Genomic DNA, 26,614 nt, shown 5'->3' with positions numbered 1-26,614 from the left:
TCCTGCCATTTATGAAATCGGCGGAACGGATTAAACTTTCAGCGGAGCGAATTAAAAAGATGGCGAATGGAATCATACCCATGATGAAACAGGGGCCTACTTTCCGGGTAATCAGCGGGAAATGTATAAAAATCAGCAATACACTCATTCAACTCAAGTATCATTTCTTGTCGGTTAAATTGTGAATTGCATCCAGAAAATTGGTATGATGTTTTATATCAAACTTTCAAGGGGGCAGAACCAATTGGAATACCGTAAAGCAAATCTGAATGATATCGAGAAACTAATCGAATTAAGAAAGCAGCAGCTGGTTGATGAAGGAATCGAGCCGAATATAGATATCGATGCTGAGCTGCGCGTTTTCTTTCAAAATAAATTGGGCGAAGGATCACTCATTCAGTGGCTCGCAGAAGATCAAGGGGAAATTGTGGCAAGCGGTGCTGTCATTTTCTATGAATTCCCCCCAAGTTATACAAATAAAAGCGGCAAAAAGGCTTATATAACCAATATGTTTACGAATGAAAACCACCGCGGGCAAGGTATCGAAACGAAATTGCTCGGAAAATTAGTGGAGGAGGCAAAATCTGCTGGTATTTCAATAATATGGCTTGGAGCTTCTAAAATGGGCAGGCCTGTATATGAAAAATTCGGATTCAAAGAAGTAGATGAATGGATGGAACTGCATTTGTAATCCCCTATGTTTAAATTTTTGAAGTTTCACAGGAATCGGTCTATACTTGAAAAGGTAAGGGAGGAATACAATATGTACGAAATAGCGATTATCGGAGCCGGACCGGCCGGTGCAAGTGCAGCGATTTTTACGGCAAAAGCGGGGAAAAGCACGGTTTTATTTGACGCCGGCACAAGTGCCACAAAGCGGGCGCTGCTGAAAAACCATTACGGCGTCAAGGAAATCACCGGCCCTGAACTGGTGGAAACCGGAAAAAAACAAGCGGAACAATTCGGAGCAAAACTTGTTGATGAAAAAGTTACCTCGGTCGAAAAAACGGAAAACGGTTTTACGATCCAAACAGAACAAGGTTCATACGAAAGCAAATATGTAATCTTTGCAACCGGTTTAATTGCTGATCTGGGGGAAAAACTCGGCGTTGAAACGAAACCGGCGACAGAACCGCGGGTGAAAACGGTATTTGCTGTCGACGAGCAGGGAAAAACGAACGTTCCGAACGTATGGGCATGTGGCACTGTTGCAGGCGTCTCCATGCATACGATTATCACGGCAGGGGACGGCGCAAAAGTGGCCATCAACCTGATCAGCGAAATAAACGGCAAACGCTTGGTTGACCATGATGTTTTAGGAAATTAATTGATAAAGACCGGGCTGAAACATTTCGCCCGGTTTAAATTTGCCTTCATTTATAACCGGTTATGTGCTGGCAATTTAAGGCCCGTGCTGCAGCTATTGCCATTATAAAAAGCCTTGCTCTTGCCCATCTTAATTTTTAATTTTGGCCTTTCATTGGGATACACGATCACGATGACAAGGAGGTTTTTTCATGCAAACCAATTTTAATGCAGCCATCAGTTGAACCAATGCCGCCAAATTGCGCAAACGCTCATTCGACAAACGAAACAGGGCAATGCACAATACGAGCAAATGATGCAGAAGGAGCAGCAGAATGCCGGAATGTTGCAGCATTCCTTATTTGGCAGGCAATACCTATTTATTTTCTATAAAATTTATTGTAAAATAATCTGTTAGCAATTGAAAGGAGGAGAATGCGTTGGCGAAGAAATCAATGATTGCCAAACAAAGACGCACACCGAAATATAAAGTTCGGGCTTATACACGCTGTGAACGCTGCGGACGGCCGCATTCGGTTATTCGCAAATTCAAACTTTGCCGTATTTGCTTCCGGGAACTTGCTTATAAAGGCCAAATTCCTGGCGTGAAAAAATCCAGCTGGTAAGCCCTCCTGCCCTCATTATGGGGGTATATATATCTTTCATTCTTCATTATTACTCCGGAAATTCCTCACTTATTCGCAAATTCTTTAAGCCGTTTTAATAGAAATTTAACAAACCGGTTGTACCATAAAATCAGTGGGGATGGCATAAGTGGCCATCATCGGTATTCCGCGTAGGCGGAGCGGATACCATTGATTTCCAGTACAGCCGGCATGTTTACTTGGAAATTCTACAATTTCGAAACATCCAGCACAATTTTTCCTGTGCTCTTTCTGCTTTCCATCCATTCATGGGTTTTCGCGGCTTCTTCGAGCGGATAGTGCCTGCTGATCTTCATATGAAGGCGCCTTTCAGCTAAATATTATAGCACATGCGCTGCGGTGTCCGGCAGCAGTTCCGGCCGGTTTTTGGCTGTTGTCCCGATGCTGAAACCGGGGACGGACCGGTATGAACCGTGTAAATCGGATGACTGGAAGCGGCCCGGTCTTCCGCCGGCATACCCGAATACAACAAGGCGGCCCGTAAATGTAAGGCATTCGCGGCTTTTTCCGACATTTCTGCAGCGATGAAATCCAAAATGACATCTGCGCCTTTGCCGTTTGTCCGTTCATTGACAATTTTTGCAATGTCTTACATACGGTAATTGACGGCAGAATCTGTCCCTGCTTCCAATGCAGCCTCTTTCTTTTCGTCGCTTCAGACCGTTCCGATCACCTGTCCCACGCCTAAAATTTTTGCAAATTGGATTGTGGTAGTTCTGATTCCTCCGGCAGTAGCATGGTATTATGGGTATCATGATTCACACCCCGGTTTTTACCCCCAACTAATTGTAATCGGATACAATAACTTTTTGGCGGCAAACGTTTTTTCCGGACAGGGGATATTGTCAAAATGGATGAAGAAGGCTGCTTTTTCATCGTAGACCGCCTAAAGCAGATGATCAATGAAAGTATGGCCGGCAGAAGTGGAGTCGATATTGTACAAACATCCTGCTATCAAGCAGGCGTATGTCGTCGGTGTCCCGGATCCGAAACGGGGTGAAACGGTCAAGGCTTTTGTCATCCTGAAAGCAGGGTACAAAGGCAAAGTGGCTGAAAAAGAAATCATCAAATGGTCCAAAGGGGAAATGGCTGCTTATAAATACCCGAGAATTGTAGAATTCATCGGCCAGTTCCTGATGACGAGCAGCGGAAAAATTATGGCAGGTGCTGCAGGAGCAAGCAAAAGCGGGGGTAAAAATACAGGGGGACAGGGGAAACGGCGTTCTGTTCCCTTTTTTACGTTCTTTCAGCTATGGTAAGATAGAAGCAAAGCATGTTGGAACGGGGCCATTGCAATGAATACGAAACAAGATTTTTTTACCCGCAAAAAAGAAGAGCTCGCTGTTGTGTTGAATGATGTGCAGCTTGCGGCTGTACGCCATACGGAGGGCCCGCTGCTGTTGCTTGCCTCTCCGGGTTCGGGAAAAACGACGACAGTCATTATGCGGATCGCTTATTTAATAGAAGAAAAAGGCGTGGCGCCTTCACGGATCAAAGCAATCACGTTCAGCCGTGCCGCTGCCAATGATATGAAGGACCGGTTCCGGAAATTTTTTCCTTATCTTCAGCCGGTTGATTTCTCCACGATCCACAGCCTTGCCTTCGAACTTGTCCGCGCATATTTCAGGAAGGTGAATATGCCTTTTCGGCTCATTGAAGGCGATGCGGACATGCAGTTCCATAAGAAAACGATTTTGCGGAATTTGTACAAATCCACAAGCGGCGTGAATATCACCGAAGACCAGCTGGAAGAATTGATGACGTACATCAGCTACATTAAAAATAAAATGGTTCCCTCGGAAAAATGGGCGTCTGTTGCAACTGAAGTACCTGGAGCCGAACGGATTTTAATGCAGTACGAAGCGTTTAAGCGGACCGGCACCGGGCAGCTGCTTCTTGATTTTGACGATATGCTCACGAAGGCAAACGAGATTTTGCAAAAAGATGCGGATCTCCGCCGCATGTACCAAGAACGCTATGATTATGTGCTGACGGACGAAAGCCAGGATACTTCAATGGTGCAGCACGTAATCGTTGAAAAGCTTGTCCAGGTGCACCAAAACTTGTGCGTCGTGGCCGATGACGACCAGTCGATCTACAGCTGGCGTGGCGCCGAGTCGGCTTATTTGCTGAACTTTAAAAAGGTGTATCCGGATGCCAAGATATTATATATGGAGCAAAACTACCGCTCGTCACAGGAGATCGTCACGGCAGCCAACCAGTTTATCAAGCGCAACAAACATCGCTATGATAAAAACATGTTTACCGAAAACCCTGCCGCCGGGCCGATCCGGTTTGTCCGGCTGCCGGATTACAAATACCAGGCAAAGTATTTGGCGCAAAACATCGGGCTGCTGGAGAACTTTTTCGAAACGGCGGTTTTATACCGGAACAACACATCATCGATTGCCTTGATTAACGAGTTTGACCGGGCCGGAATCCCTTTTTACATGAAAGATGCCGATAACCGGTTTTTCTCCCACTGGGTTGTGCAGGATATTTTAAATATGATGCGCCTCACGTTCACGGACAAACGGGCAGACATTCTCGAACAGGTCCATTCGAAACTGAACGGCTACATCACAAAGCAGCAGTTGGAAGCGGTGAAAAGAATCCGCAACAACAAATCTGTTTTTGATAATTTAATTCAATATGCGCCGCTCAAAGCGTATCAGAAGAAACAAATTTTGGAAGTCAAAGAGACGCTCCGGCAGATGAACGGCATGCCGCCGCTTGATGCGATCAAAGTGATCCGGGGCAGGCTCGGATATGAAAAGGCGTTGGGAAATTTATGTAAGAAGTTTGGTTTCAGGAAAGATTACTTGATCGGCATTTTAAACACGCTCGAAGAAATCGCCGATACGCTTTCGACGATGGAGGAATTTGCCGCCCGCCTCAAGCATTTGGAACAGGTTTTAAAAATGGCTAAATTGAAAAAGGGGAAAAATGCCGTCACGCTCTCGACATTTCACAACTCAAAAGGCCTTGAATTTGAAAACGTGTATATGATTGATCTTGTAGAGGGGATCATCCCGGGTTCTGATGAGAAAGAGGACGAGCTTTTAATGGAAGAATCCGTCCGTCTTTTTTATGTTGCCATGACGCGCGCGAAAAAATCACTGGAAATGGTCAGTTATGAAAAGCGAAACGGGAATCAGATGATGGATTCGCGCTTCGTGTCGGCGATAAAAAAGATTGTGAGCGGCCGGAAAAAAACGACGAGAACCGGCAGCGTGGAGCGCAAGGTAAAAATGGTCGGGCTCGGCAAAGACACGGCCGAAATTCCTTACAATCCGAATGCGATCAAAGATGTATCGGCGTTTACGGTTGGCAAAAAAGTTAAGCACCGCGTCTTCGGCCACGGCGAAATACTCAGCGTGGATGGCGATACTTTGGAAATCCGGTTTGAAAAAAGAGTCGTAAAGCTATCCGCGGTGACATGTTTGAAGATGGGGCTGTTGGAGGAGGTTGATAAACTTTAACTAGGCGCCGGGACGCGAAAAAGTGGGAAAGGGAATTACGCTGAATACGGCGGAACTGAAGGTACTGCGGGATTTGCTGAATAAGATGAATTTGTAATTAATTTAAAGGTTGTTCCTAAAAGGGACGGCCTTTTTTCTATTCATGATGGGGTATTGGTATTTGCTTCATTTTGGAATAGAAATCAGCGGAAATCGGCGATATATCAGCGAAAAAGAGAAATATACCCGTGGACGGGGTTTTACATCCATATGGGAGTATGATCGATCGGTACCGCGAAATCAGCCCCTCTATTGCGTCAATTTCTACAGGCCGGCATGATATAATAAAAATCAGTTAACAGTGCAAGAGGTGAAACCCGTGTCCAAATCAAAAATTGTGATTGCTGCGGACTCCTTTAAAGGCAGCGCATCCTCTATGGAAGTGGAAAATTTTATCGAAAAAGGGATTAGAAGAGTGGCCGTGAATGTTGAGATTGTCAAAATTCCCATTGCCGATGGCGGGGAGGGGACCGTTGACAGCCTGGTGTCCGCCTGCAAAGGGAAATACGTATACGAAAAAGTAACCGGGCCGCTTGGAAACAAGGTAAAAGCAAAATATGGGATGCTCTATGGCAATACCGCGATTATCGAAATGGCGGAAGCTTCCGGATTACAGTATGTCGACAAAACAACGATGAATCCATTTAAAACGACCACTTACGGAACAGGAGAATTGATCCGGTCGGCGCTCGGCCGTGGCGCAAAGACAATTTATGTGGGGCTCGGCGGCAGTGCGACCAATGACGGCGGGGCCGGTATGGCGGAGGCGCTCGGCGTATCATTCAAAGACAAGAAAGGCCGCGAAATCCGGCTCGGAGCTGAAGGAGTTAACGAAATCGAGACAATTGATGTTTCTCATTTGGATCCGCGTTTTGCGGATGTTGAAATCATCGGGCTCACGGATGTCACCAATCCGCTTTGCGGCAAAAATGGCGCTTCTTTTATTTACGGGCCGCAAAAAGGTGCGAAGGCAGAAGATTTGCCAATGTTGGACGGTATTCTTTTCCGCTATGCCGAAAAAATAAAAGAACAGCTGGGCATGGACGTTGCCGATGCAAAGGGGGCCGGCGCGGCGGGCGGTCTCGGTGCCGGCTTGCTCGCTTTTTGCGGGGCGAAACTGGAACGCGGCATTGCAAAAGTGCTTGAATTGGTGAATCTGGAACAGCATGTAAAAGATGCTGATCTTGTCATAACGGGAGAGGGAAAAATAGATAACCAGTCGGTGAACGGAAAAGCGCCAATCGGAGTCGCGCAGCTTGCCAAAAAATACGGTATACCGGTCATTGCTGTTGCAGGCAGCGCCGACGATGATCTGCAGGCGGTTTACGAACACGGTATAGATCTGGTCATTGATGCTGTGCCAAAACCGATAGCATTGAACGAAGCAATTGCAAATGCTGAAAAACTGATTACGAACGCCGGAGAAACGGCGTACCGGGCGTTTTGTTTGGCAAAACGTGCAGAAAAATAGTCCATGCCTGCTTCGACTTGCAGCCGTTCCGAAAAGAAGCAATGCCGTTTTTGAACTAAAAAAGCCATCAGGATATTACGCTGATGATGGCAAAGGATCAAAATGGGGACCGTAAAGCACATTTTACTTTTTGTGGGATATCTTTCGGGCAGGATCGTATCCCATCGATTTTTTAAATGCGGCAACGGCTTCCTCCATCTCCGGTGGTTTATTTTTAGTGGAAATCAAGCGTGCGGCCTGTCCCCCGCTTCCTCAAGTCATGGTTTGCCATTTTTTCAAGTGCTTTAATCGGTACCTTTTCGATCGTACAATCCTCTCCATCAAATTAAGTTTCTTTATTGTGGGGAATTCTTTTTGAATTGAAAATAAGAAAAATCGGACAAATTTTTGCAACCTGTCCGATTCTATCCGCTCTATTCTGCAACTTCTACACCAGGCACGGCCCGTTTATGTTTTCTTGCTGTATAGAAAATCAGGATTCCCCAAATCACAACAATTGCCGTATAGATGATGGTGTACCAGCTGCTGTCCGCATTGGCCAGTTTCAACAAAGTTTGGACATTACTGAACACAATCATGCCGCTTACAATCACGGCAAGCAAATGAGCCGGCATGATTTTGACAAGATAAGCTGCGATCGGCGCTGCGATCAGCCCACCCAACATCAGGGCAATCGTCCAGAGCCAGTTGATCTGCATGGCACCGAGGGATAAAAGAAAGCCGATGCTGGAAGCAAGAGAAACGGCAAATTCACTTGTATCCACCGAACCGATAACTTTCCGGGGTTCAATGTCATTCCTTGACAGCAATGCCGGCGTTGCAATCGGCCCCCATCCGCCGCCTCCGGTTGCATCGAAAAACCCTGCAACAAAACCAAGCGGAATAAAAAATGCATTGGATCGCGATTTCTTTCTGATTTTCAGAGTTCCGTGCGCATTGATTAAAAACCGGACGAGAATATAGATGCCCAGTGCAATAAGGAAAATGGAGATATAAGGTTTTAACGTACTTGCCGGAAGATGGCTGAGTACAGTCGCCCCAAGAAAAGCACCAACAGCCCCCGGAACAACCAATTTCCATATAATACCTTTATCGACATTTCCAAACTTCATATGGGAGACGCCGGATGCCGCCGTTGTAAAAACCTCCGCCAAATGTACGGAAGCCGACGCAACAGCCGGCGCAATCCCGAATGCCAGCAGCAGTGATGTCGAAGTGACCCCATAACCCATCCCGAGGGATCCGTCCACCAGCTGTGCGGCAAGACCTACAAGTGCTAAAACAATTAACTTTTGCATTGTCAATTTCCCCGCTTTCTTGACCGTATAATATTTGGTAATTCTGCCTGTTTAATAATTTCCAGCGTCAGCCTTTCGATAAAATCAGCCCCTTTCGATCAAGTGAAGTATTGCGCATAGGAGGGGCGGAAATTGGAAGAAAGAAAATTTGTACGCCAATTTACAAAAAAATCTTTCCGCCATTACGGAAAGACAGCGTTTTATGTATTTCGCTTATCTTCCAAAATGGTCCCCATTTTGCTGGACTTGGCACCTTACCGTGTGCTGGCAGGTTGTCGGACTTCATTGGGCCAGGTCCCTCCGTCACTCTTGATAAGTCTGTTGTTATGTCAATTTTATCAGAAAGTTGGTAAAAGTCAATGGAATTATTGTAAGTTTTTTTATCGGATTTATATGAAAGGTGAAGTTTGCTTACTTTTCCCCTATATAAGAACAGAAAAAAGCCCCATAAGATTGCAATCTATCTTATGGGGAAAGTTTATTTTGTATACCGGTTCGCATAGCACGAGGCCACAAATGCATCCGGCTTGATTTTCGGCTCCACGCCCATGGATTCCATGCGCGCGACCATTTCATTTACGAAATTGCTCGTTTTGTTCCGCCTGCCTGCGCCGATATCGATATGGCCTTCCATTGTAAAAGAGGCGCCTTCGTACAAATAAGGCAGAATAATATCGATCAGTTCGTTCTTTTTTTCTTCCGTAAACAGAGCGACAATTTCCTCGGTTAAAGATAATTCCAGCGAAATCCGTTCGTGCAAATGGTCCATTATTCTCGGTACAACCGTTTTCCGGATGCAGGCCCATACACCGTGCCGTTCCTGCTGAATGACAATGCCGGTAATGAATAATGTGTACGTTCTGTGCACTTGTGAATCCGTCCCGACCATTAGGCGGTAATTGCCTTTCGGGTCGAGTTTCATAAAAGCGGCAATATGGAAAAATACTTCTTCGAATGACATATTTTTTTCCTGGAGGTTTTGAAACGACAACTTCATCTCTGCACCACCCATGGCCTTTTCCTTTATTATATGAAAGGCTTTTGTGATGTTGCAGCAAAAAGCTTTATTCAGCCGTTTCTTTTACCCGGAGAGACAAGGCAATCAGCACGGCTAAAATGATCAGGCATACGGTTGTTCCGATTTTACTGCTTCCGCCCAATAAAAATGCCAGAAAAATCCCCGCCAATGCCAAAAACGCAATCCAAGTTACAAACGGATATCCTTTTACGTGGAATGCCGGCCGCTTTTTATATGATTTCCGGAGTTTTAGCTGCGCCCCGCAAATAGCCATCCAGACAAGCAGCACGGTAAAGCCCGGGATCGCCATCAGATAGCTGATTACTTGGTCTGGTGTGAGATATGCCAAAACAATGCCGGCCAGGATAAACAGGGCGGTCAACAAAATACCGCTGTGCGGGATGCCTTTTTTGGAAATTTTTAGAAAAGCCCGCGGCGCTTCGCCGGACTGCGCCATGTTAAACAATGTCCTTGATGTGGCATAGATGCCGGAATTGGCTGCAGAAAGAACGGCAGTCAGCAGCACAAAATTCATAACATGTGCGGCAGCCGGAATGCCGGTGCTGCTAAAAACCTGTACAAATGGGCTTTCTGCGGATGAAACCTGATTCCACGGGATAATGCCGCAAATGATCAAAATCGGCAAAATGTAAAACAGCATCACACGCACCACGGTTTGCTTAATCACCTGCGGCAGCACTTTTTCACTGTTTTTTGTTTCCGAAACGGTCACGCCGATCAGTTCAGCCCCGCCGTAGGAAAACATGACGACAAGAAAGGCGCTGAACGTCCCGCCAAAGCCGTGCGGGAAAAAACCGCCGTGCGCGGTATAGTTGGACAAAGTGGAAGATGTCCCGGGGAATAAACCGAATAAAATAAGCCCGCCGAGCAAAATAAACGCGATCAGCGTAATGATTTTAATGCCGGCAATCCAAAATTCAAACTCGCCGTAATATTTGACTTCGATTAGATTGATCCCGATAATGAACGCGGCGCAAATAAAACTGAGCTGCCAAAGCGGCACGCCCGGGAACCAGTATTTCAAAAAACTGCCGGCCGCAATCAGTTCAACCACCGTGACAATAACCCAGTTAATCCAGTAAAGCCAGCCGATAATAAAGGAAATCCGGCTGCCGAACGCTTTATGGATCAGGTTTTGAACGTTCAGGCCCGGGTACACAAGCGCCATTTCCCCCAGCGCCAACATCACGATAAACAGAAGCACACCCCCGATGAAGTAGGCGAGGGCGACACTCGGACCTGCCAGGCTGACTGTATCCGAACTTCCTTTAAAAATGCCTGTCCCAATCATTCCGGCCAATGCGATAAATTGGACATGCCTTGGTGACAGGCCTTTTTGCAAATGCTGTTGATTTTTTTCCATATCTATCAATCTCACTTTTCACTTTTTTCATTGAACGCTTTTAAGTGTTAAAGCATCGTATTCTATTTTAACAGAAAAAAAGTAATTTTAATATACTCTTCATATGGTAAAAAAACCTGCGCATTCCCCTTTGCGCAGGTGCGATGCTTATTTTTTGTCAAACCCCTGGCTTTGTACATAATTTTTCATATAAGCGCGGGCCGGTTCTTTGAAGAACTGCGCCATTTGGCCTGTCCAAGTGTCGCTCCGTTTGCCGTTTGTACGCTCGGTGTAATATTGCGAGATTGTTTCGTTATATTGCTGCAGCTGTTTTTTCAGCAAATTTTCGTCGTTTGGGTATTCTTCTTCAAAATAAATGTTTTCAACCGGCATGCGCGGTTTTTTCCCGGATGGGTTGGCCGGATAGCCGATTGTCATCGCAAATAACGGAAGAACATATTTTGGGATACGGAGCAGCTCCGAAACTTCCGGCAAGCGGTTGCGTAACCCCCCGACATAGCAGATGCCAAGCCCCATTGATTCTGCAGCGAGCGCGGCATTTTGCGCGGCCAATGCGGTGTCGATGAGCCCGACCATAAACTTCTCCGTTGTTTGTAGCGCCTCCGATACATCTACACCTTCCATTTCGGCAGATAGCTCGTGTTTATGGAAATCAGCACAGAAAATGAGAAGATGCCCGCATGTTTCCACATGCCGGTTCCCGGTCAATTCAGCAAGTTTTTTCTTCCGCTCCGGATCTTTTATGCCGAGGATCGTATAGGCTTGGACAAAATGCGATGTCGCCGCCGCCTGCGCGCTCTGGACGATCAGGCGGATTTGATCATCCGAAAGCGGCCGGTCTTCATATTGGCGGATTGAACGGTGGTTGAGGATCGTTTCAATGACTGAATTCATATTCGAACACTCCTGTCTAGAATGGGCTTAAATTTTACTATAGCACAGGAAAAAACTTCCCGCATGAAAGGTGCTTATGTCCATTTATAGGATGGTCATGCTGCGCCAAAAATAAAATAATTTTCTTTCGGTTTGAAAGCGTTATAATAAAAGAAAAGGTTTCAAGAAATGCAGCTTCGGGCAAAGTAGAAATGGAGCCTGCCCGCAGTGCATAGCGATATGGAGGGACGCGCCATGAAAAAAATCTTGAATGATCCGAAAAATGTGGTGGACGAAATGCTCAACGGCTTTGTGTATGCCAATGAAGGGAAAGTGGAACGGATTGAAGGGACGGGTGTGATTTACCGCACTTTCCAGGATGAAGGAAAAGTAGGGCTGGTCAGCGGCGGCGGAAGCGGGCATGAACCGAGCCATGCCGGTTTTGTCGGGGAAGGGATGTTGTCTGCGGCCGTCTGCGGTGAAGTGTTTACCTCGCCGACGCCGGATCAGATTTTAGAGGCGATCAAAAAAGCCGACCAGGGCGCCGGTGTGTTTTTGATTGTGAAAAATTATACTGGGGATGTGATGAATTTTGACATGGCGCAGGAATTGGCCGACATGGAGGACATCAAAGTAGAGAAAGTCATTGTCGACGATGACATCGCCGTTGAAGACAGCACGTACACGGCAGGGAGGCGCGGCGTTGCCGGCACTGTCCTTGTCCATAAAATTTTGGGTGCGGCCGCGGCGGAAGGCAAAACGCTTGAAGAAATCAAAGCATTGGCTGACCGGTTAGTGCCGAATATCAAAACGATCGGTGTTGCGGTTTCGCCGGCAACCGTTCCGGAAGTCGGAAAACCTGGCTTCCAGCTGGAAGAAGGTGAAATGGAGTACGGCATCGGGATTCACGGGGAACCGGGTTACCGGCGCGAAAAAATCAAAACGTCGAAAGAAATTGCGGAGGAGCTTGTTGCCCAGCTGAAAAAAGCGTTCAACTGGAAGCGAGGGGACCGGTATGCGGTGCTCGTCAACGGGCTCGGCGCCACCCCGCTGATGGAGCAATATATTTTTACGAATGATGTCCATGCGCTTCTCGACCGGGAAGGACTTGCCGTTGATTTTAAAAAGGTCGACAATTTGATGACATCAATTGATATGGCCGGAATTTCCCTCACACTTTTAAAGTTGGAAGATGAGGGTTGGCTTGCATTTTTAAAACAGCCGGTTTCAGTCCCAGCATGGGCATAAAGGAGGCGGCAGCATGTTAACAGCGGAAACAGCAGCAGCCTGGCTGCATGCATTTGCGGAAAAAATTAATGAAAATAAAGCTTATTTGAGCGAATTGGACAGCGCGATCGGGGACGGCGACCACGGCTCAAACTTGGCGCGCGGCGTGCAGGCGATGGAGGAGAAACTGCAGGCCGGCGGATTGGAAACCGTGCAGGATGTGTTGAAAACGGCCGCGATGGCGCTCATCGGCAAGGTCGGAGGCGCATCCGGCCCGCTGTACGGCTCCGCGCTGATTGCCATGGCAAAACAGGCCGGGGAGGATGAAAAAGATGTGGCCTCCATCGTGAAAGCCGGCCTTGATGGGATCCAAAAGCGCGGGAAAGCGGAAAAAGGCGAAAAAACAATGGTCGATGTCTGGGTTCCAGTATGTGAAGCGCTCAAATCCGGTGCCTTAACAAAAGAGGTGATCCAAAACGCAGTGGACGGGACGAAAGAAATGAAAGCGACAAAAGGGCGTGCGTCGTATCTCGGGGAACGTTCAGTCGGGCACCTTGACCCGGGTGCGGTGTCAAGCGGGTACTTGTTTGAAGCACTTTTGGAAGGCGGGATTTTGGATGAGTAAAAAAGCGGTCGGCATTTTGATTGTTTCCCATATTCCTGAAATAGCGGAAGGCGTGGCAGAACTGCTAAAGGAAGCCGCCAAAGACGTTTCCATTACATACGCGGGCGGAACGGACGACGGCGGCGTTGGCACAAGCTTTGAAAAAATCAATACGGCTATTGCCAAAAACGAAGCCGATGATGTTTTTGCCTTCTACGATCTCGGGAGTGCAAAAATGAATTTGGAAATGGCGATGGAAATGTCTGATAAATATATCCGACTGATGGACACTGCCCTCGTCGAAAGCGCATATACCGCCGCAGCCCTCATCCAGGCCGATGCGGAACTCGACAACATCCTCAAGCAGCTTGAACAGTTAAAGGTGAAATAATAACACCCCCGGTCCGGTGCGTGCCGGGGGATTAACGTTTCAAGCTGATCCCGTATAGGCGCAGCTTTTTATAAACAGTGGTTCTTGATATGCCTAAGATTCTAGATACTTTGCTTACGTTAAATCCGTTATTTTCCAACAATACTAAAAGCTGTTTTTTTCCGGATATTCTTCCGTTTTTTCACTTTCAATGTTCCCAACCTGCTGTATGATTTCATTTCTGCTTCGTAAATATGGGTCTAAAAATTCAGGCCCAATAAGATGGTTAAATCCTGATAAATAATAGCACCGCTCGATGATGTTTTCCATTTCTCTAATATTGCCGGGCCATTCATATTGTTTAAAAATATGAATGGTATCGGTTGTGAATGCTTTATGGGTATGATTTTTCCGATTAAGCTGCATTAAAAAATACTGCGCTAATTCAGGAATATCGTTCGGTCTTTTTCTTAAAGGCGGGAGTTCAATCTGAAACACATTAAGGCGGTAATACAAGTCGCTCCTGAAAGATCCGTTATAGGCAATTTCGTCCCGGAGGTTTTTATTTGTCGCGGCGATAATTCTTACATCGACCGGGATAGGCTTGTGGTCACCGATTCTTGTAATCTCTCTTTCCTGGAGGACTCTCAGCAGCGTAACCTGCAAATCAAGCGGCATTTCTCCAATTTCATCGAGAAAAACTGTTCCTCCATTTGCCTCTTCAAATAATCCTTTTTTTCCTCCTTTTTTTGAACCGGTAAAAGCCCCTTCTGTATAACCGAAAAGTTCGGAGTGAATCAATTCTTTTGGAATGGCGCCGCAATTGATGGCAATGAATGGCTGATTTTTCCGCAAACTTTCATTATGGATAGCATTGGCAAATAACTCTTTCCCTGTTCCGCTTTCTCCGATAATCAAAACGTTTGCGTCTGTTTTAGCGGCAGTTTCCGCAATATGTACGGCTTCGAGAAAAGAGGGGTCTGCCCCAATAATGTGCTGGAAGGAGGATTTGGTGGCCGGCTGGCTATTTTCAGTTTCTTTATGTCCTTCTTTTACAAAAATAAAGTAAAAATCTTCCCAGCGTTTCATGCGGATTTCATATGCTTCATCGCCAATTCGCTTGCGCAAATGCTTCTCTGCTGCAGAACGATTGCTTAATTCTGCCAAATCCGAAGATAGGGCATCAATTAATAGAGGCTGGCTGTTGACGAAGTGTTCCGCCAGATTGTTGGCAAATACAATACTATTCCGGTATAAAATAATCAATCCTTCAAGCTGGTTGAGGTTCGTTCCATTTACGATATGTTCAAGCAGCATGGCTTTTTTTCTTTCGGTTATCAGCTTGGAAAAAATATCTGCATACAATCCGATATGTTTGATGGCTTGCCCCAGTTCTTCCTCCCCGCCGTCATTTGTGATTATACCGAGGACACCGGCTGTTTCATGAAATATTTTTATTGGAATGCCTATCGTCGTTAGGTTTTTTAACAAGGGATGCTGATGGTGGCAGCCCGTTACAATGCTGCATGCTTCCCGTTTTATGGCTCTGCCGAATCCGTTTTCTCCGATATCTTCAAGTTTCCATTTTGAACCTATTGGGAAATCAATGTTTGTATAGTTAGAAAACTTTTCAATTAAATAACCATCCTGATTGATGAGAAGAAAATCATAAGGAAATTTTTGCGCAAAGTCTTCAAAAAAATAAAAGTGCTCCGACCATTTCTCTTGCTCGAGATGTAACTGTCCCTGTTTTAAAAACATCATATCAGGCTGGATCGTGTTTGGATTTTTAAATAATGGATTTGGGTGGGTATTTAATAAAAAAGGTGCCGGTTCAATTGGTATATCAGATTGCCATACAATATCAAAACCGCCGCTTTTATTCACTTTTCCGATTCTGGAAAACTGCCATAAATGGTGGTTGTTTTCATCAAATCGTATATCTCCTTGGGGTGCTTCAAAAGAAGACCGTGCCAATGCCTTTCTTAATGAATCGGTTGAAAGTGAATCTGTATGATGTAGAGCATCATCAAGAAGGTAAATGCTGTTATAGGCATTTTCCATCACTGAACTGATGACATTTGAATGATAAACCGCTTGAAAATGCTTAACGAATGCTTCATTCTTTTTCGTTTGGACGGAGCTGAAATAAGGAAAAGATGAGTACAGATTAAGATGATAATTTGGACCCAGTGCATGTATTTCAGTTTCAGCCGTAATCGGGCTGCAAATTGGATGTGTAAACCCGGAATCATAATATTGCTTATAAAAGGCAACGACACTATCACCAACCAATGTGGAAAATATAATATCAGGCTCGATACGTTCAATTTCATGCAATGCCGCTTCAAAATATTGGTTGCCAAGCGGATGGTAAGATTCCCCTATGATTTCCCCATGATATTCACTTACTAGCCTTTTAATATGTTTATTTGTTTCCCTCGGAAAAATATAGTCAGAACTGATTAGATAAAATGTTCTCCCAAGTTGTGTAATGATCCATGGCACAAAGAACTGGAGCTGCTGATTTGGCAGCGCACCAGTGTAAAATACCCACCGGTTTTCTTCGCTTCCTTCATATAAAGTGGGATAAATTAAAAGAATATCTTCGTCCTCCAGCACCGGAAGCAGGGCTTTTCTGCATGCTGAAGTATACGTTCCGACTAATATATCGACTTTATCTTCTTTTATGAGCTTTCTCGCCCTTTCAACTGTTATTAAAGGATCAGAAACAATATCCCCAAAAAAAGAGATAACGGGACGTCCATTTATTCCCCCTTTTTCATTTATTTCGTTTATCGCAAGAGACGCAGCCTGATACTGCTCGGTTTCCGTAACTGCTGTAGGTCCGGTCAATGAAAATAAAAGCCCGATGCGTATACTTTCATTTCCCATATTATGACACCTTTCATTACAAATTAAGGAGTATATATTCATTATAGACAAAAAATACATATTATCAAGAATTTTTACAAAAAAATGAACAAGATGTTCATCAACATTAACAATTATTTGTACATATTGTTAACACGTTATGTTAGAAAAAATAACAAAATATTAAAAAACTGTTTCTCATACTGTTTAAAAAATTGGCACACTTCTTGCATTTATATAAAGTGTAAAAAATGATAGGAGGTATTCACATGCCAGTAGGAACGATTTCTTCTTCTCAAGATACTGTAGGAATTGCTGTTGTCAATTATCAGGTGCCGGTTTTGGAAAGTCAAGAAGAGGTGTTGGAAAATTGCCGGAACATTGCATCCTTTGTAGAAGGAACAAAAATGGGTTATCCCGGATTAGACATCATTGTGTTCCCTGAATATTCCACCCAAGGGTTCCATCCGACGAAATGGAATGAACTGTGTACGACGATACCTGGGCCGGAAACGGATATTTTTGCGGAAGCATGCAGGAAAAATAAAGTATGGGGCGTGTTTTCAATCACGGGAGAAATCAACCCGAAAGGCAATCCATATAACTGTTTTGTATTGATTGATGATCAAGGAGAAATTAGGATGAATTACCATAAAATTAACCCTTGGGTGCCGAAAGAACCTTGGTATCCGGGTTCGGAAACGATGGTCGTGGAAGGTCCGAAGGGATTGAAAATCGGAGCTAATATTTGCTATGACTCCAATATGCCTGAGATTGTCCGGGATACAGTCATGAAAGGCGCAGAACTGGTGATCCGCATACAAGGTTATATGTATCCGTCAAAAGAACAACAAATTAAACTGGCAAGCATCCGTGCCTGGGAAAATTTAACTTATTTTGCGGTTGCCAATATGGCCGGTCGGGATAAAGTATATTCTTACTTTGGACACTCCAATATTGTAAATTTTGATGGCGCAATATTGGCTGAATGCGGGAGTTCTCCGGATGAGGTTACATATGCGGAACTATCTATTTCCGCAATCCGGAATGCACGAAAAAATTGGACGGCTGAAAATCATCTGTTCAATTTGACGCATCGTGGATATTCAGCCGTTGAGAATGGCGTTGCAGATTGCCCTTATTCTTTTTACAAAACATGGACAGAGGATCCGAAAAAGGCAAAGGAAATTTGTGAAAATCTGACTAGAACGACGCCGGAACAAGTGGAGGAACGTGAAAAAGAAACGGTATAAAGTGATTCATCTGCTTTACGCACCAAAAATTACAAGGGGGAATTGAAATGGAACATGACAGCACATATTCCATTCCAACAACAGCTCCAAAATCGAAAGCAAAGCCAAAAAGGAAATTCAATTCCTGGGTCAATAACCCTGTCTTGGAAGATTATGCATTGCGGTATGCACCAAAATCTTTCCGAAAATGGTCTGAATTTTCAGTATCAAGTTCGGCTCTCGGAGGCATCGCGTTTTTAGCTGACTTTGCAATCGGCGCTTCAATCTCCGTCTCTTATGGCTTTACGAATGCGTTCTGGGGAATTGTTGCTGCGGCAGTTATCATTTTTTTAACAGGCATTCCAATTGGCTATTATTCAGCGAAATATAATGTTGACATGGATTTGTTGACAAGGGGTGCCGGATTCGGGTATCTGGGGTCAACATTAACCTCATTAGTTTACGCAACTTTTACGTTTATTTACTTTTCCACAGAAGGGGCCATTATGGCGCAGGCTTTGGAGGTGTATTTCCATCTCCCGTTAGCGATTGGATATTTAATCAGCACCATAATTGTCATTCCGCTCGTTTTATTCGGTATGACGGCCTTATCAAAATTGCAAGTATGGACGCAGCCGATATGGCTTGTTTTGATGATAGCGCCAATCTTTGCGATTCTAGCAAAAGATCCGCAGACGTTTAGCGCATGGTTGCATTTTGGAGGTAACTCACCGAGCGGAACAGCGTTTAATCCGCTGTTTTTTGCAATGGCATCAGGTGTTGTATTATCATTGATCACTCAAATCGGGGAACAAGCAGACTATTTGCGCTTTATGCCGGATCAAACGGCCAAAAATCGCAAAAAATGGCTGTGGGCCGTCATCTTATCGGGTCCTGGTTGGATCATTCTTGGAGCGTTCAAGCAATTGAGCGGTTCATTTCTTGCTTCCTATATTGCCCCCAGTGTCGGGCTTGAGAAAGCAAATGAACCAATTCAAATGTTCGTAAAAGCATTTGGCGAATTTATTCCGAGCACATTTGTTGTTCTGACCATAGCTACCTTTTTTGTATTGCTGTCCCAAATCAAAATTAACGTTACAAATGCTTATTCCGGTTCTTTATCATGGTCAAACTTCTTTTCGCGGATTTTGCACTTCCATCCGGGCCGCGTCGTATGGCTAATGTTGCAGGTTGCCATTGCGATTACTTTGATGGAAGCCGGGCTGTTCAATTTCCTCAATACTGTATTAGGCTTTTATTCGAATGTGGCTGTTGCCTGGATTGGTGCCATTGTCGCCGATTTGGTCATAAACAAGAAATTGTTGAAAATCAGCCCGCCTTATATTGAGTTTAAAAGGGCCCATTTATATAACTTTAATCCCGTTGGCTTCGGTTCTATGATCATTGCTTCGGTTGTTTCGATATTGGCTTACTTTGGCGTATTCGGTGCAGTGCTGCAGGCATTTTCGCCTTTCCTATCTCTTGTACTTGCGTTTATCCTCGCTCCAATCATTGCGATTGCGACAAAAGGAAAATACTATATTGCGCGGAAAAACCCGTTGATGCAAACCGAACTGGAGATGGCTGCCAGCTTAATGTTGGAAGATAAAATAGAAGCACTTACTGAAAGCCGCCATGAACATCACCATTACCATGTTAACGGCAATAGTGAAGTGACCTGTTTGGTGTGCGGATTTGACTATGAACCAATGGACAGCACATACTGCCCGTTCCATCAGGGAATGATTTGTTCTCTTTGCTGCAGCTTGGAAAAAGACTGCCATGATATGTGCAAAAAAACAAAATTGTGATTCTGTTTATCTATCAAAAATATTTTTCATGTAAGAGGAGGAATTGTACATGGGAAGCATTGGCAGTATGACAAAACCGACAGAAGGGTTTTTGGCGGCATTGATTCAGTATCCTGTGCCGGTAGTAGATTCACGAAGCAATATTGATAAGCAAATCCAGCAAATTGTAAAAATGATCCATTCTACAAAAGCTGGCTATCCTGGAGTGGAGTTAATTGTATTCCCTGAATACAGTACGCAAGGGTTAAATACGAAGAAATGGACAACGGATGAATTTCTTTGCTCAGTACCCGGTCCGGAAACGGATATTTTCGGGGAAGCTTGCAGGGAAGCGGGTGTCTATGGTGTGTTTTCGCTTATGGAAAAAGATCCGGGTGGGGATGCGCCTTTTAATACGGCGGTGATTATTGACCCGAAAGGTGAAATTATTTTGAAATACAGAAAGCTGAACCCGTGGGTACCGATTGAACCGTGGCAGGCAGGTAATCTTGGAATGCCAGTATGTGACGGACCGGGTGGAAGCAAACTTGCAGTGTGCATTTGCCATGACGGCATGTTTCCGGAAATCGCAAGGGAAGCTGCTTACAAAGGTGCAAATGTGCTCATCCGGATTTCGGGTTACAGCACGCAAGTAAACGACCAGTGGATTTTAACGAACCGGTCTAATGCTTGGCATAATTTGATGTACACTTTGTCTGTCAATCTTGCAGGTTATGACGGCATTTTCTATTATTTTGGCGAGGGCCAGGTATGTAATTTTGATGGAACAACATTGGTACAGGGCCACCGTAATCCATATGAAATTGTTACTGCTGAAATTTATCCAAAATTAGCAGATCAGGCAAGATTGGATTGGGGGCTTGAAAATAATATTTATAACCTTGGAACGAGAGGTTATGTGGCTACGCCGGGCGGGGTGAAAGAAAATCCGTATACTTATATAAGGGATCTGGCCGAGAACCGGTATAAACTTCCTTGGGAAGATGACATCAAAATCAAAGACGGTTCTATATATGGCTATCCGGCTAAAAATCCTGTAAAAAGTTAATGACAAAGTACGCAAGGGAAAACCTTGCGTACTTTTGTCTGTAATTCTGAAAATTTAATGTTGAAGAAAATATATTAATATTGTATGATTATGTTAATAAATATAACATAAGTTGAAAGAAAACCTTACATATTCAATTTTGCTTGTTCATAGGAGGAGATATTTTGAAACTAACCCCCAGAGAAACTGAAAAGCTCCTGATTGTGGTGGCGGCGGACCTTGCCAGAAGGCGGCAGAAACGCGGCTTGAAGTTGAACTATCCGGAAGCTGTCGCGATTATTACATATGAAGTGCTGGAAGGGGCAAGGGACGGCAAAACAGTGGCGGAGCTGATGCAGTACGGTGCCACGATTTTAAAAAGAGAAGATGTTATGGAAGGTGTGCCGGAAATGATTCCCGATATTCAAGTGGAAGCGACATTTCCGGACGGCACAAAACTGGTGACAGTCCACAATCCGATCCGGTAAAGGAGGCAGGGGGATTTGATTCCTGGCGAGTACATATTAAAAAATGAACCGATTGTGTGCAATGCAGGCAGGAAAACGGTAAGGCTTTCGGTTATGAACCGCGGCGACAGGCCGGTGCAGGTCGGTTCGCATTTTCATTTTTTTGAAGTTAATCAAGCCCTTGAAATGGACCGCTCCAAGGCGTATGGGATGCACCTGAATATTCCGGCGGGAACGGCTGTCCGGTTTGAACCGGGGGATGAAAAAGAGGTTGAACTGGTGGCGTTTGCCGGGAAAAGGGAAGTTTATGGCTTAAACAATAAAACAAACGGTCCGCTTAAAAAGGAGGGGAAAACATGAGTTTTTACATGCCGCGCAGGCAATATGTGGATATCTTTGGCCCGACAACCGGTGATGCGGTCAGGCTGGCAGATACAGAGCTTTTTATCGAGATCGAAAAAGATTATACCGTTTACGGTGATGAAGTGAAATTCGGCGGTGGCAAGGTGATCCGCGACGGGATGGGACAGCATCCGCATGCCGCAAGCGATGAATGCCCGGATCTTGTCCTGACGAATGCGATTATCCTCGATTATACAGGCGTTTATAAAGCGGATATCGGCATTAAAGACGGGATCATATCCGCAATCGGCAAAGCTGGCAACCCGCTTTTAATGGACGGGGTGGATATCACAATCGGCGCATCGACGGAGGTCATTGCGGCGGAAGGGATGATTGTGACAGCCGGTGGAATTGATGCGCATATTCATTTTATCAGTCCACAACAAATTGAAACGGCGCTTGCTTCTGGGATTACGACCATGATCGGGGGCGGGACGGGGCCGGCAACCGGGACGAATGCCACAACTTGTACGCCGGGGTCCTGGAATATCCACCGCATGCTCGAGTCTGCCGAAGCTTTTCCGATGAATCTCGGCTTTCTCGGCAAAGGCAACTGTTCTGCCGAAGCGCCTTTAAATGAACAAATTGAAGCAGGGGCGATCGGTTTGAAACTGCATGAAGACTGGGGGTCAACGGCTTCTGCGATTGATACTTGCCTGAAAGTTGCCGACTCTTATGATGTTCAGGTTGCCATTCATACGGATACGCTGAATGAAGGTGGTTTTGTTGAGGATACGTTAGCGGCGATCGGGGGTCGTGTCATCCATACATACCATACGGAAGGCGCGGGCGGCGGGCATGCGCCGGATATCATCAGGGCGGCAAGTTACCCGAATATTTTGCCGTCCTCGACCAACCCGACCCGACCTTTTACCGTCAATACGCTGGAAGAACATTTGGATATGCTGATGGTCTGCCACCATCTGGATGCCAATATTCCGGAAGATATCGCTTTTGCCGACTCCCGGATCCGCAAAGAAACGATTGCGGCGGAAGATATTCTTCATGATATGGGCGTTTTCAGCATGATTTCTTCCGATTCACAGGCAATGGGCCGGGTCGGAGAAGTGATCATGCGCACATGGCAGACAGCCGACAAAATGAAAAAACAGCGCGGCAAGCTTCCGGAAGATAAAGGTGTCGGGGATAATTTCCGGGTGAAACGTTATGTCGCCAAATACACGATCAACCCGGCAATTGTCCACGGAATTTCCGAATATGTCGGTTCCATTGAAGTCGGTAAGTTTGCCGATCTGGTTGTGTGGCATCCTGCGTTTTTCGGCGTCAAGCCGGAACTCATTTTAAAAGGCGGTATGATTACCTATAGTACAATGGGTGATCCGAATGCCAGCATCCCGACGCCGCAGCCGGTCTTGTACCGGAATATGTTCGGCGCTTTTGGAAAAGCGAAGCATGAAACATGCCTTACGTTTGTATCAAAGGCTGCTTATGAAAAAGGCATCCACCGTGAACTTGGGCTGAAGAAGCTGGTAAAACCGGTCCAAAACATCCGCAAACTGTCGAAAAAAGATCTGCCATTTAATGACAAGACGCCGAAAATTGAAGTGGACTCACAAACGTATGAAGTCAAAGTGGACGGGGAACTGGTGACGTGCGAGCCGACTGAATCAGTCCCGATGGCGCAGCGCTATTTTTTATTTTGAGGTGAGAGGAAATGATCGTTGAAAAAGTGGTTGGCAATATAGAGGGAATAGAAAATACGGATCTGCACATTGAACGTGTTTATATGGCTAGCGATGACCTGCTGAAAAGAGTAAAGCGCGTCGTGACGGACCGTGGCAGGGAAATAGGCATCCGCTTAAAAGAAAACTGGGAATTGCGGGACGGCGATATTTTGTATATGGACAGCCGAAATATGATCGTGATCTCGGTATTGGAAGACGATGTGCTGACGATCATGCCGGAATCGATGCGGCAGATGGGGAAAATTGCCCACCAACTCGGGAACCGGCACTTGCCGGCCCAGTTCGAAGGAAATGACATGATTGTCCAATACGATTATCTGGTGGAAGAACTGCTTCAGCAGCTTGGTATCCCGTACCGGCGCGAGAATCGGAAAATGAAGCAGGCATTCCGCCATATTGGGCACCGCCATGATGCATAACTGGTATCCGCTTTTCCAGCTCTGCGATTCGAATTTTCCGTCAGGGGCTTTTTCACACTCGCTTGGTTTTGAAACTTATTTCCAAAAGCACCAGCTGCAGGACAGGGAAAGTTTGGAAAAAGCCATTTCCCTCTACATCCGCAGACAGCTTATTTTTACTGATGGTCTGGCCTGCAAGCTGGCGTATGAAGCTGCGGAAAAAGAGGACAATCATGCCTTGGCTGAAATTGACCGGCTTTTAATTGCTTCTTGCTTGGCGAGGGAATCGCGGGAAGCCGGCTGCAGAATGGGGAAGCGGATGGCAAAAGTGTGCGCAGAGCTGTATCCTTCACCGCTGCTTAGTGGTTATTTAAAAGGGGTGCAAGAAAAAAAGCTGCACGGCCATCCGGCAATTGTATTTGCGCTTGTCGGATGCCAAATGCGTGTGCCGAAAGAAACGGTTATCGGCGTTTACTTGTTTTCGGCGGTTTCCGCACTTGTGCAAAATGCGGTGCGCGGCATTCCGATCGGGCAGACGGACGGACAGCGCATTTTAACGAACATTCAGCCTGAAATGAACGAAGCGGTTGCCGTGATTTCACAATTTTCGACTGAAGATTTGGGAGTTTCCTGCCCTGGGCTTGAGATTGCCCAGATGCAACATGAAAGGCTGCATGTACGTTTGTTTATGTCTTAATTTTCAAGAAAAGGGGTTGGTACGATGGAACCGGTTCGGATTGGAATCGGTGGTCCGGTTGGTGCTGGCAAAACGATGCTTGTTGAAAAATTAACGCGGGCAATGTATGAAGAGTTCAGTATGGCCGTTGTTACGAATGATATATATACAAAAGAAGACGCTTTGTTTTTGGAAAAACACAGCGTGCTGCCGAAAGATCGGATTATTGGTGTTGAAACGGGAGGCTGCCCGCACACGGCGATCCGGGAAGATGCCAGCATGAATTTCACAGCCATTGATGAGTTGAAAGAAAGGCACCCGGATTTGGATTTGATTTTTATTGAAAGCGGCGGGGATAATCTTGCGGCGACTTTCAGCCCTGAACTGGCCGATTTTTCCATTTATATCATCGACGTTGCCCAAGGGGAAAAAATTCCGAGAAAAAACGGGCAGGGGATGATTAAATCGGATTTGTTTATCATTAATAAGATCGATCTCGCCCCGTATGTCGGAGCAGATCTTGAAGTCATGAAACGGGATACAATTGCGGCAAGAGGGGATAAGCCGAATATTTTTACCAATTTAAAAGAAGAAATCGGGCTTGCGGAAGTAGTGGACTGGATTAAGCAAAACGCGCTGCTGCATGGTTTGGAATCATGAGCTATACCGGAAAAATTGAACTTGAGGTTGTGAAAAAACAGCAGAAAACGGTTCTTTCCTCGTGCTACCAGGAAGGGGCTTTTAGAGCGAGCCGCCCGATTTATACGGATGAAGAGATGCCGCTAGTGTATTTGGTCCATGTCGGCGGCGGTTATGTCGACGGAGACAGTTATTATACGGTGTTAAAGCTGGAGGAAAGCGCGGCACTAACAGTGGCAACGCAGTCTTCCACGAAGGTTTATAAAACCCCTGTGCGGCCGGTTTCACAAAAAACGGCCATCCATTTAAAAAGCGGGAGTGTCCTCGAATATGTGCAGGATCCTTTAATTGCTTATGAAGCCGCTCGGTTTGTACAGGAAACATCTGTATACATGGAAGGCGGGGCAAGCCTTTTTTACAGTGATATCATTACCCCCGGATGGGCACATGACGGCAGCCTTTTTGCTTACGGGTGGATCCGTTCAAAGCTGAAGGTATGGATAGATGGGGAACTCATTTTATTTGATCATTTGCGTCTGGAGCCGGATCACGATATTGGCGGTATACTGCAGATGGATGGGTTTACGCACTTAGGCACATTTACGGCTGTTCATCCTTTGGCCGGACGAGAATTTCTGGATGCGCTTTATGAAAGGCTGGAGGGAATGGATGCCGGTCTGCGGTTCGGACTTTCCATCCTGCCGCCGGGATACGGAATGGTGCTGAGAGTGCTGGGGAATCGCACCGGGTCCGTTGAACGGTTGATCGAAGCGGCCCGCACGTTTGCAAGAGAAACTTTGTTGCATAAAGACAGTCTGTTTCTACGGAAATATTAAAATAGAGGAGAAGAAGATGGATGCAATCGATTTGTTTTCAGTGTTGGCATTGGGATTTTTGCTTGGGATGAAGCATGCTTTGGAGCCTGACCATCTGATTGCCGTTTCAACGATTGTCTGCCGCAGCAAAAAATGGTGGAAATCATCGCTGGCCGGTGTCTTTTGGGGGATCGGGCATACATCGATGCTGCTTCTTGTTGGCCTCGCGCTTATGCTGTTAAAAACGGAAATGGCCGAAAAATGGTCGTTGTCATTCGAGTGTCTCGTCGGCCTGGTGATTATTTATTTCGGTGCATCTGCCTTCTTGTCGGCAAAACGATTGCACGAAGCCGGCCATGTCCATCCGCATGCATCCGAAAAACTTTCTTATTTTAAAACATTATTGATCGGTTTAATTCATGGCCTTGCCGGAAGCGGGGCAATGGTGCTGCTGACGATGAGCACCGTGGACGGGCTGTGGCAGGGGATGCTTTATATCCTGTTTTTTGGAGCGGGGACAGTACTCGGGATGCTTTGCTTTACAACACTGATCGGCATTCCGTTTACCTTCAGTTCAGGCCGGCTCTCCTTAAATAAACGGCTCGTGCAGGCAACCGGGGTGATCAGCGTCCTTTTTGGCCTGCATTATATTTACAAGCTTATGGTTACAGACGGATTATTAGAGCTGTGGAGTCGATGACGAGAAACTCCTAACCTATTGGAAAAATAGGCGGGAGTTTTTTATTTTTGGTTATGTTGGTGATCCGGACAGCCTCAGGATTATGCCCTCGACCATCAACAGTAAAGCAGATTATGATTTTTTGACAAATG

At 45.6% G+C, this 26,614-nt stretch carries 27 protein-coding genes, 2 pseudogenes and 1 riboswitch; of the genes and pseudogenes, 22 read left to right on the top strand and 7 right to left on the bottom strand.

What is annotated here, in order from left to right; translation table 11 throughout:
* The 5 genes from BpJC4_RS16395 to BpJC4_RS12075 all read left to right on the top strand — a co-directional run.
* A partial coding sequence (locus tag BpJC4_RS16395) for a hypothetical protein (protein WP_216643732.1) occupies positions 1–185 on the top strand: 185 nt, incomplete at its 5' end.
* Positions 186–244: 59 nt separating this feature from the next.
* Positions 245–691, top strand: a complete 447-nt coding sequence (locus BpJC4_RS12085) for a GNAT family N-acetyltransferase (protein WP_151697959.1) — start codon at positions 245–247, stop codon at positions 689–691.
* Between the two features lie 72 nt (positions 692–763).
* Positions 764–1,327 carry an FAD-dependent oxidoreductase gene (locus BpJC4_RS12080; RefSeq protein WP_151680804.1) on the top strand — a complete coding sequence of 188 codons (564 nt, stop codon included), beginning with the start codon at positions 764–766 and terminating at the stop codon, positions 1,325–1,327.
* 219 nt (positions 1,328–1,546) lie between these two features.
* On the top strand, positions 1,547–1,723 hold the full coding sequence (locus BpJC4_RS17325) for a hypothetical protein (RefSeq protein ID WP_503827274.1): 177 nt from the start codon (positions 1,547–1,549) through the stop codon (positions 1,721–1,723).
* A gap of 22 nt (positions 1,724–1,745) precedes the next feature.
* Positions 1,746–1,931 (top strand): type Z 30S ribosomal protein S14, encoded by a 186-nt coding sequence (locus BpJC4_RS12075; RefSeq protein ID WP_151680805.1) that lies wholly within the window; start codon positions 1,746–1,748, stop codon positions 1,929–1,931.
* Between the two features lie 227 nt (positions 1,932–2,158).
* Here the strand turns inward: BpJC4_RS12075 and BpJC4_RS12070 are convergent.
* Positions 2,159–2,275, bottom strand: a pseudogene (locus tag BpJC4_RS12070) (zinc-binding dehydrogenase); the annotation flags it as partial.
* Between the two features lie 509 nt (positions 2,276–2,784).
* On the opposite strand from BpJC4_RS12070, the pseudogene BpJC4_RS12060 reads away from it, so the two are divergent.
* The 3 genes and pseudogenes from BpJC4_RS12060 to BpJC4_RS12050 all read left to right on the top strand — a co-directional run.
* Positions 2,785–3,161 (top strand): annotated as a pseudogene (locus BpJC4_RS12060) (AMP-binding enzyme); the annotation flags it as partial.
* Positions 3,162–3,265: 104 nt separating this feature from the next.
* On the top strand, positions 3,266–5,452 hold the full coding sequence (locus BpJC4_RS12055; protein ID WP_151697958.1) for an ATP-dependent helicase: 2,187 nt from the start codon (positions 3,266–3,268) through the stop codon (positions 5,450–5,452).
* Between the two features lie 358 nt (positions 5,453–5,810).
* The gene (locus BpJC4_RS12050; protein WP_151697957.1) at positions 5,811–6,962 is read left to right on the top strand and encodes a glycerate kinase; all 1,152 of its coding nucleotides are present in this window, start codon (positions 5,811–5,813) and stop codon (positions 6,960–6,962) included.
* A gap of 413 nt (positions 6,963–7,375) precedes the next feature.
* On the opposite strand, the gene BpJC4_RS12045 is transcribed toward BpJC4_RS12050, so the two are convergent.
* From BpJC4_RS12045 to nfsA, 4 genes are all read right to left on the bottom strand, one after another.
* Positions 7,376–8,260, bottom strand: a complete 885-nt coding sequence (locus BpJC4_RS12045; protein ID WP_253693687.1) for a sulfite exporter TauE/SafE family protein — start codon at positions 8,258–8,260, stop codon at positions 7,376–7,378.
* A gap of 210 nt (positions 8,261–8,470) precedes the next feature.
* Positions 8,471–8,579, bottom strand: a riboswitch (SAM riboswitch).
* Positions 8,580–8,738: 159 nt separating this feature from the next.
* Entirely contained in the window at positions 8,739–9,257 is a 519-nt protein-coding gene (locus tag BpJC4_RS12040) for a ribonuclease H-like YkuK family protein (RefSeq protein ID WP_151697956.1), read from the bottom strand.
* A gap of 67 nt (positions 9,258–9,324) precedes the next feature.
* Positions 9,325–10,662, bottom strand: coding sequence for an amino acid permease (locus BpJC4_RS12035; RefSeq protein ID WP_151680811.1), 1,338 nt, complete (start codon positions 10,660–10,662; stop codon positions 9,325–9,327).
* Positions 10,663–10,809: 147 nt separating this feature from the next.
* On the bottom strand, positions 10,810–11,556 hold the full coding sequence (gene nfsA, locus BpJC4_RS12030; RefSeq protein ID WP_151680812.1) for an oxygen-insensitive NADPH nitroreductase: 747 nt from the start codon (positions 11,554–11,556) through the stop codon (positions 10,810–10,812).
* Positions 11,557–11,790: 234 nt separating this feature from the next.
* Between nfsA and dhaK the strand changes: the two genes are divergently transcribed.
* The 3 genes from dhaK to dhaM are packed head-to-tail and all read left to right on the top strand — an operon-like array spanning position 11,791 to position 13,757.
* Entirely contained in the window at positions 11,791–12,783 is a 993-nt protein-coding gene (gene dhaK, locus BpJC4_RS12025) for a dihydroxyacetone kinase subunit DhaK (RefSeq protein WP_151697955.1), read from the top strand.
* Positions 12,784–12,796: 13 nt separating this feature from the next.
* A complete protein-coding gene (gene dhaL, locus BpJC4_RS12020; RefSeq protein WP_151680814.1) occupies positions 12,797–13,387 on the top strand; it encodes a dihydroxyacetone kinase subunit DhaL in 591 nt (196 codons plus the stop codon).
* Positions 13,380–13,757 (top strand): dihydroxyacetone kinase phosphoryl donor subunit DhaM, encoded by a 378-nt coding sequence (dhaM, locus tag BpJC4_RS12015; RefSeq protein WP_151680815.1) that lies wholly within the window; start codon positions 13,380–13,382, stop codon positions 13,755–13,757. Before dhaL ends, dhaM begins: the two co-directional genes overlap by 8 nt.
* A gap of 31 nt (positions 13,758–13,788) precedes the next feature.
* Here dhaM and BpJC4_RS16630 read toward each other — a convergent pair whose 3' ends face one another.
* Entirely contained in the window at positions 13,789–13,896 is a 108-nt protein-coding gene (locus BpJC4_RS16630) for a helix-turn-helix domain-containing protein (RefSeq protein ID WP_253724318.1), read from the bottom strand.
* 5 nt (positions 13,897–13,901) lie between these two features.
* The gene (locus tag BpJC4_RS12010; protein WP_253724317.1) at positions 13,902–16,631 is read right to left on the bottom strand and encodes a transporter substrate-binding protein; all 2,730 of its coding nucleotides are present in this window, start codon (positions 16,629–16,631) and stop codon (positions 13,902–13,904) included.
* Positions 16,632–16,879: 248 nt separating this feature from the next.
* Here BpJC4_RS12010 and BpJC4_RS12005 point away from each other — a divergent pair, with 248 nt between their 5' ends.
* The 11 genes from BpJC4_RS12005 to BpJC4_RS11955 all read left to right on the top strand — a co-directional run bounded on the left by BpJC4_RS12005 (position 16,880) and on the right by BpJC4_RS11955 (position 26,483).
* Complete coding sequence (locus BpJC4_RS12005) at positions 16,880–17,863, top strand: aliphatic amidase (protein WP_151697954.1); 984 nt, start codon at positions 16,880–16,882, stop codon at positions 17,861–17,863.
* Between the two features lie 47 nt (positions 17,864–17,910).
* Positions 17,911–19,653 carry a purine-cytosine permease family protein gene (locus tag BpJC4_RS12000; protein ID WP_151680817.1) on the top strand — a complete coding sequence of 581 codons (1,743 nt, stop codon included), beginning with the start codon at positions 17,911–17,913 and terminating at the stop codon, positions 19,651–19,653.
* 49 nt (positions 19,654–19,702) lie between these two features.
* Positions 19,703–20,701, top strand: a complete 999-nt coding sequence (locus tag BpJC4_RS11995; RefSeq protein ID WP_151697953.1) for a formamidase — start codon at positions 19,703–19,705, stop codon at positions 20,699–20,701.
* A 164-nt stretch (positions 20,702–20,865) separates the two neighbouring features.
* On the top strand, positions 20,866–21,168 hold the full coding sequence (locus BpJC4_RS11990; protein ID WP_151680819.1) for an urease subunit gamma: 303 nt from the start codon (positions 20,866–20,868) through the stop codon (positions 21,166–21,168).
* Between the two features lie 15 nt (positions 21,169–21,183).
* Positions 21,184–21,507: an urease subunit beta gene (locus BpJC4_RS11985; RefSeq protein ID WP_151680820.1), complete on the top strand. Its 324-nt coding sequence runs from the start codon at positions 21,184–21,186 to the stop codon at positions 21,505–21,507.
* On the top strand, positions 21,504–23,213 hold the full coding sequence (gene ureC, locus BpJC4_RS11980; protein WP_151680821.1) for an urease subunit alpha: 1,710 nt from the start codon (positions 21,504–21,506) through the stop codon (positions 23,211–23,213). Before BpJC4_RS11985 ends, ureC begins: the two co-directional genes overlap by 4 nt.
* Before the next feature lie 11 nt (positions 23,214–23,224).
* Positions 23,225–23,674 carry an urease accessory protein UreE gene (ureE, locus tag BpJC4_RS11975; RefSeq protein ID WP_151680822.1) on the top strand — a complete coding sequence of 150 codons (450 nt, stop codon included), beginning with the start codon at positions 23,225–23,227 and terminating at the stop codon, positions 23,672–23,674.
* Entirely contained in the window at positions 23,664–24,350 is a 687-nt protein-coding gene (locus BpJC4_RS11970; RefSeq protein ID WP_151680823.1) for an urease accessory protein UreF, read from the top strand. Before ureE ends, BpJC4_RS11970 begins: the two co-directional genes overlap by 11 nt.
* 24 nt (positions 24,351–24,374) lie before the next feature.
* Positions 24,375–24,989 (top strand): urease accessory protein UreG, encoded by a 615-nt coding sequence (gene ureG, locus BpJC4_RS11965; RefSeq protein WP_151680824.1) that lies wholly within the window; start codon positions 24,375–24,377, stop codon positions 24,987–24,989.
* Positions 24,986–25,804 carry an urease accessory protein UreD gene (locus BpJC4_RS11960; RefSeq protein WP_151680825.1) on the top strand — a complete coding sequence of 273 codons (819 nt, stop codon included), beginning with the start codon at positions 24,986–24,988 and terminating at the stop codon, positions 25,802–25,804. Before ureG ends, BpJC4_RS11960 begins: the two co-directional genes overlap by 4 nt.
* A 16-nt stretch (positions 25,805–25,820) precedes the next feature.
* Complete coding sequence (locus BpJC4_RS11955) at positions 25,821–26,483, top strand: urease accessory protein UreH domain-containing protein (protein ID WP_151680826.1); 663 nt, start codon at positions 25,821–25,823, stop codon at positions 26,481–26,483.
* The last annotated feature ends 131 nt before the right edge of the window (positions 26,484–26,614 follow it).

This window comes from Weizmannia acidilactici, assembly GCF_008974185.1.
Lineage (GTDB): Bacteria > Bacillota > Bacilli > Bacillales > Bacillaceae_C > Weizmannia > Weizmannia acidilactici.
This window is presented reverse-complemented; position numbering and strand designations above follow the sequence as displayed.

Coding starts and splice junctions, on each gene's coding strand:
- BpJC4_RS12040 (WP_151697956.1), bottom strand. CDS start 9,257: ATGAAGTTGTCGTTTCAAAACCTCCAGGAAAAAAATATGTCATTCGAA.
- BpJC4_RS11995 (WP_151697953.1), top strand. CDS start 19,703: ATGGGAAGCATTGGCAGTATGACAAAACCGACAGAAGGGTTTTTGGCG.
- dhaM (WP_151680815.1), top strand. CDS start 13,380: ATGAGTAAAAAAGCGGTCGGCATTTTGATTGTTTCCCATATTCCTGAA.
- BpJC4_RS12045 (WP_253693687.1), bottom strand. CDS start 8,260: ATGCAAAAGTTAATTGTTTTAGCACTTGTAGGTCTTGCCGCACAGCTG.
- ureE (WP_151680822.1), top strand. CDS start 23,225: ATGATCGTTGAAAAAGTGGTTGGCAATATAGAGGGAATAGAAAATACG.
- BpJC4_RS11970 (WP_151680823.1), top strand. CDS start 23,664: ATGATGCATAACTGGTATCCGCTTTTCCAGCTCTGCGATTCGAATTTT.
- dhaL (WP_151680814.1), top strand. CDS start 12,797: ATGTTAACAGCGGAAACAGCAGCAGCCTGGCTGCATGCATTTGCGGAA.
- ureG (WP_151680824.1), top strand. CDS start 24,375: ATGGAACCGGTTCGGATTGGAATCGGTGGTCCGGTTGGTGCTGGCAAA.
- BpJC4_RS12005 (WP_151697954.1), top strand. CDS start 16,880: ATGCCAGTAGGAACGATTTCTTCTTCTCAAGATACTGTAGGAATTGCT.
- BpJC4_RS12035 (WP_151680811.1), bottom strand. CDS start 10,662: ATGGAAAAAAATCAACAGCATTTGCAAAAAGGCCTGTCACCAAGGCAT.
- BpJC4_RS12000 (WP_151680817.1), top strand. CDS start 17,911: ATGGAACATGACAGCACATATTCCATTCCAACAACAGCTCCAAAATCG.
- nfsA (WP_151680812.1), bottom strand. CDS start 11,556: ATGAATTCAGTCATTGAAACGATCCTCAACCACCGTTCAATCCGCCAA.
- BpJC4_RS11960 (WP_151680825.1), top strand. CDS start 24,986: ATGAGCTATACCGGAAAAATTGAACTTGAGGTTGTGAAAAAACAGCAG.
- BpJC4_RS12080 (WP_151680804.1), top strand. CDS start 764: ATGTACGAAATAGCGATTATCGGAGCCGGACCGGCCGGTGCAAGTGCA.
- BpJC4_RS11955 (WP_151680826.1), top strand. CDS start 25,821: ATGGATGCAATCGATTTGTTTTCAGTGTTGGCATTGGGATTTTTGCTT.
- BpJC4_RS12010 (WP_253724317.1), bottom strand. CDS start 16,631: ATGGGAAATGAAAGTATACGCATCGGGCTTTTATTTTCATTGACCGGA.
- ureC (WP_151680821.1), top strand. CDS start 21,504: ATGAGTTTTTACATGCCGCGCAGGCAATATGTGGATATCTTTGGCCCG.
- BpJC4_RS12055 (WP_151697958.1), top strand. CDS start 3,266: ATGAATACGAAACAAGATTTTTTTACCCGCAAAAAAGAAGAGCTCGCT.
- dhaK (WP_151697955.1), top strand. CDS start 11,791: ATGAAAAAAATCTTGAATGATCCGAAAAATGTGGTGGACGAAATGCTC.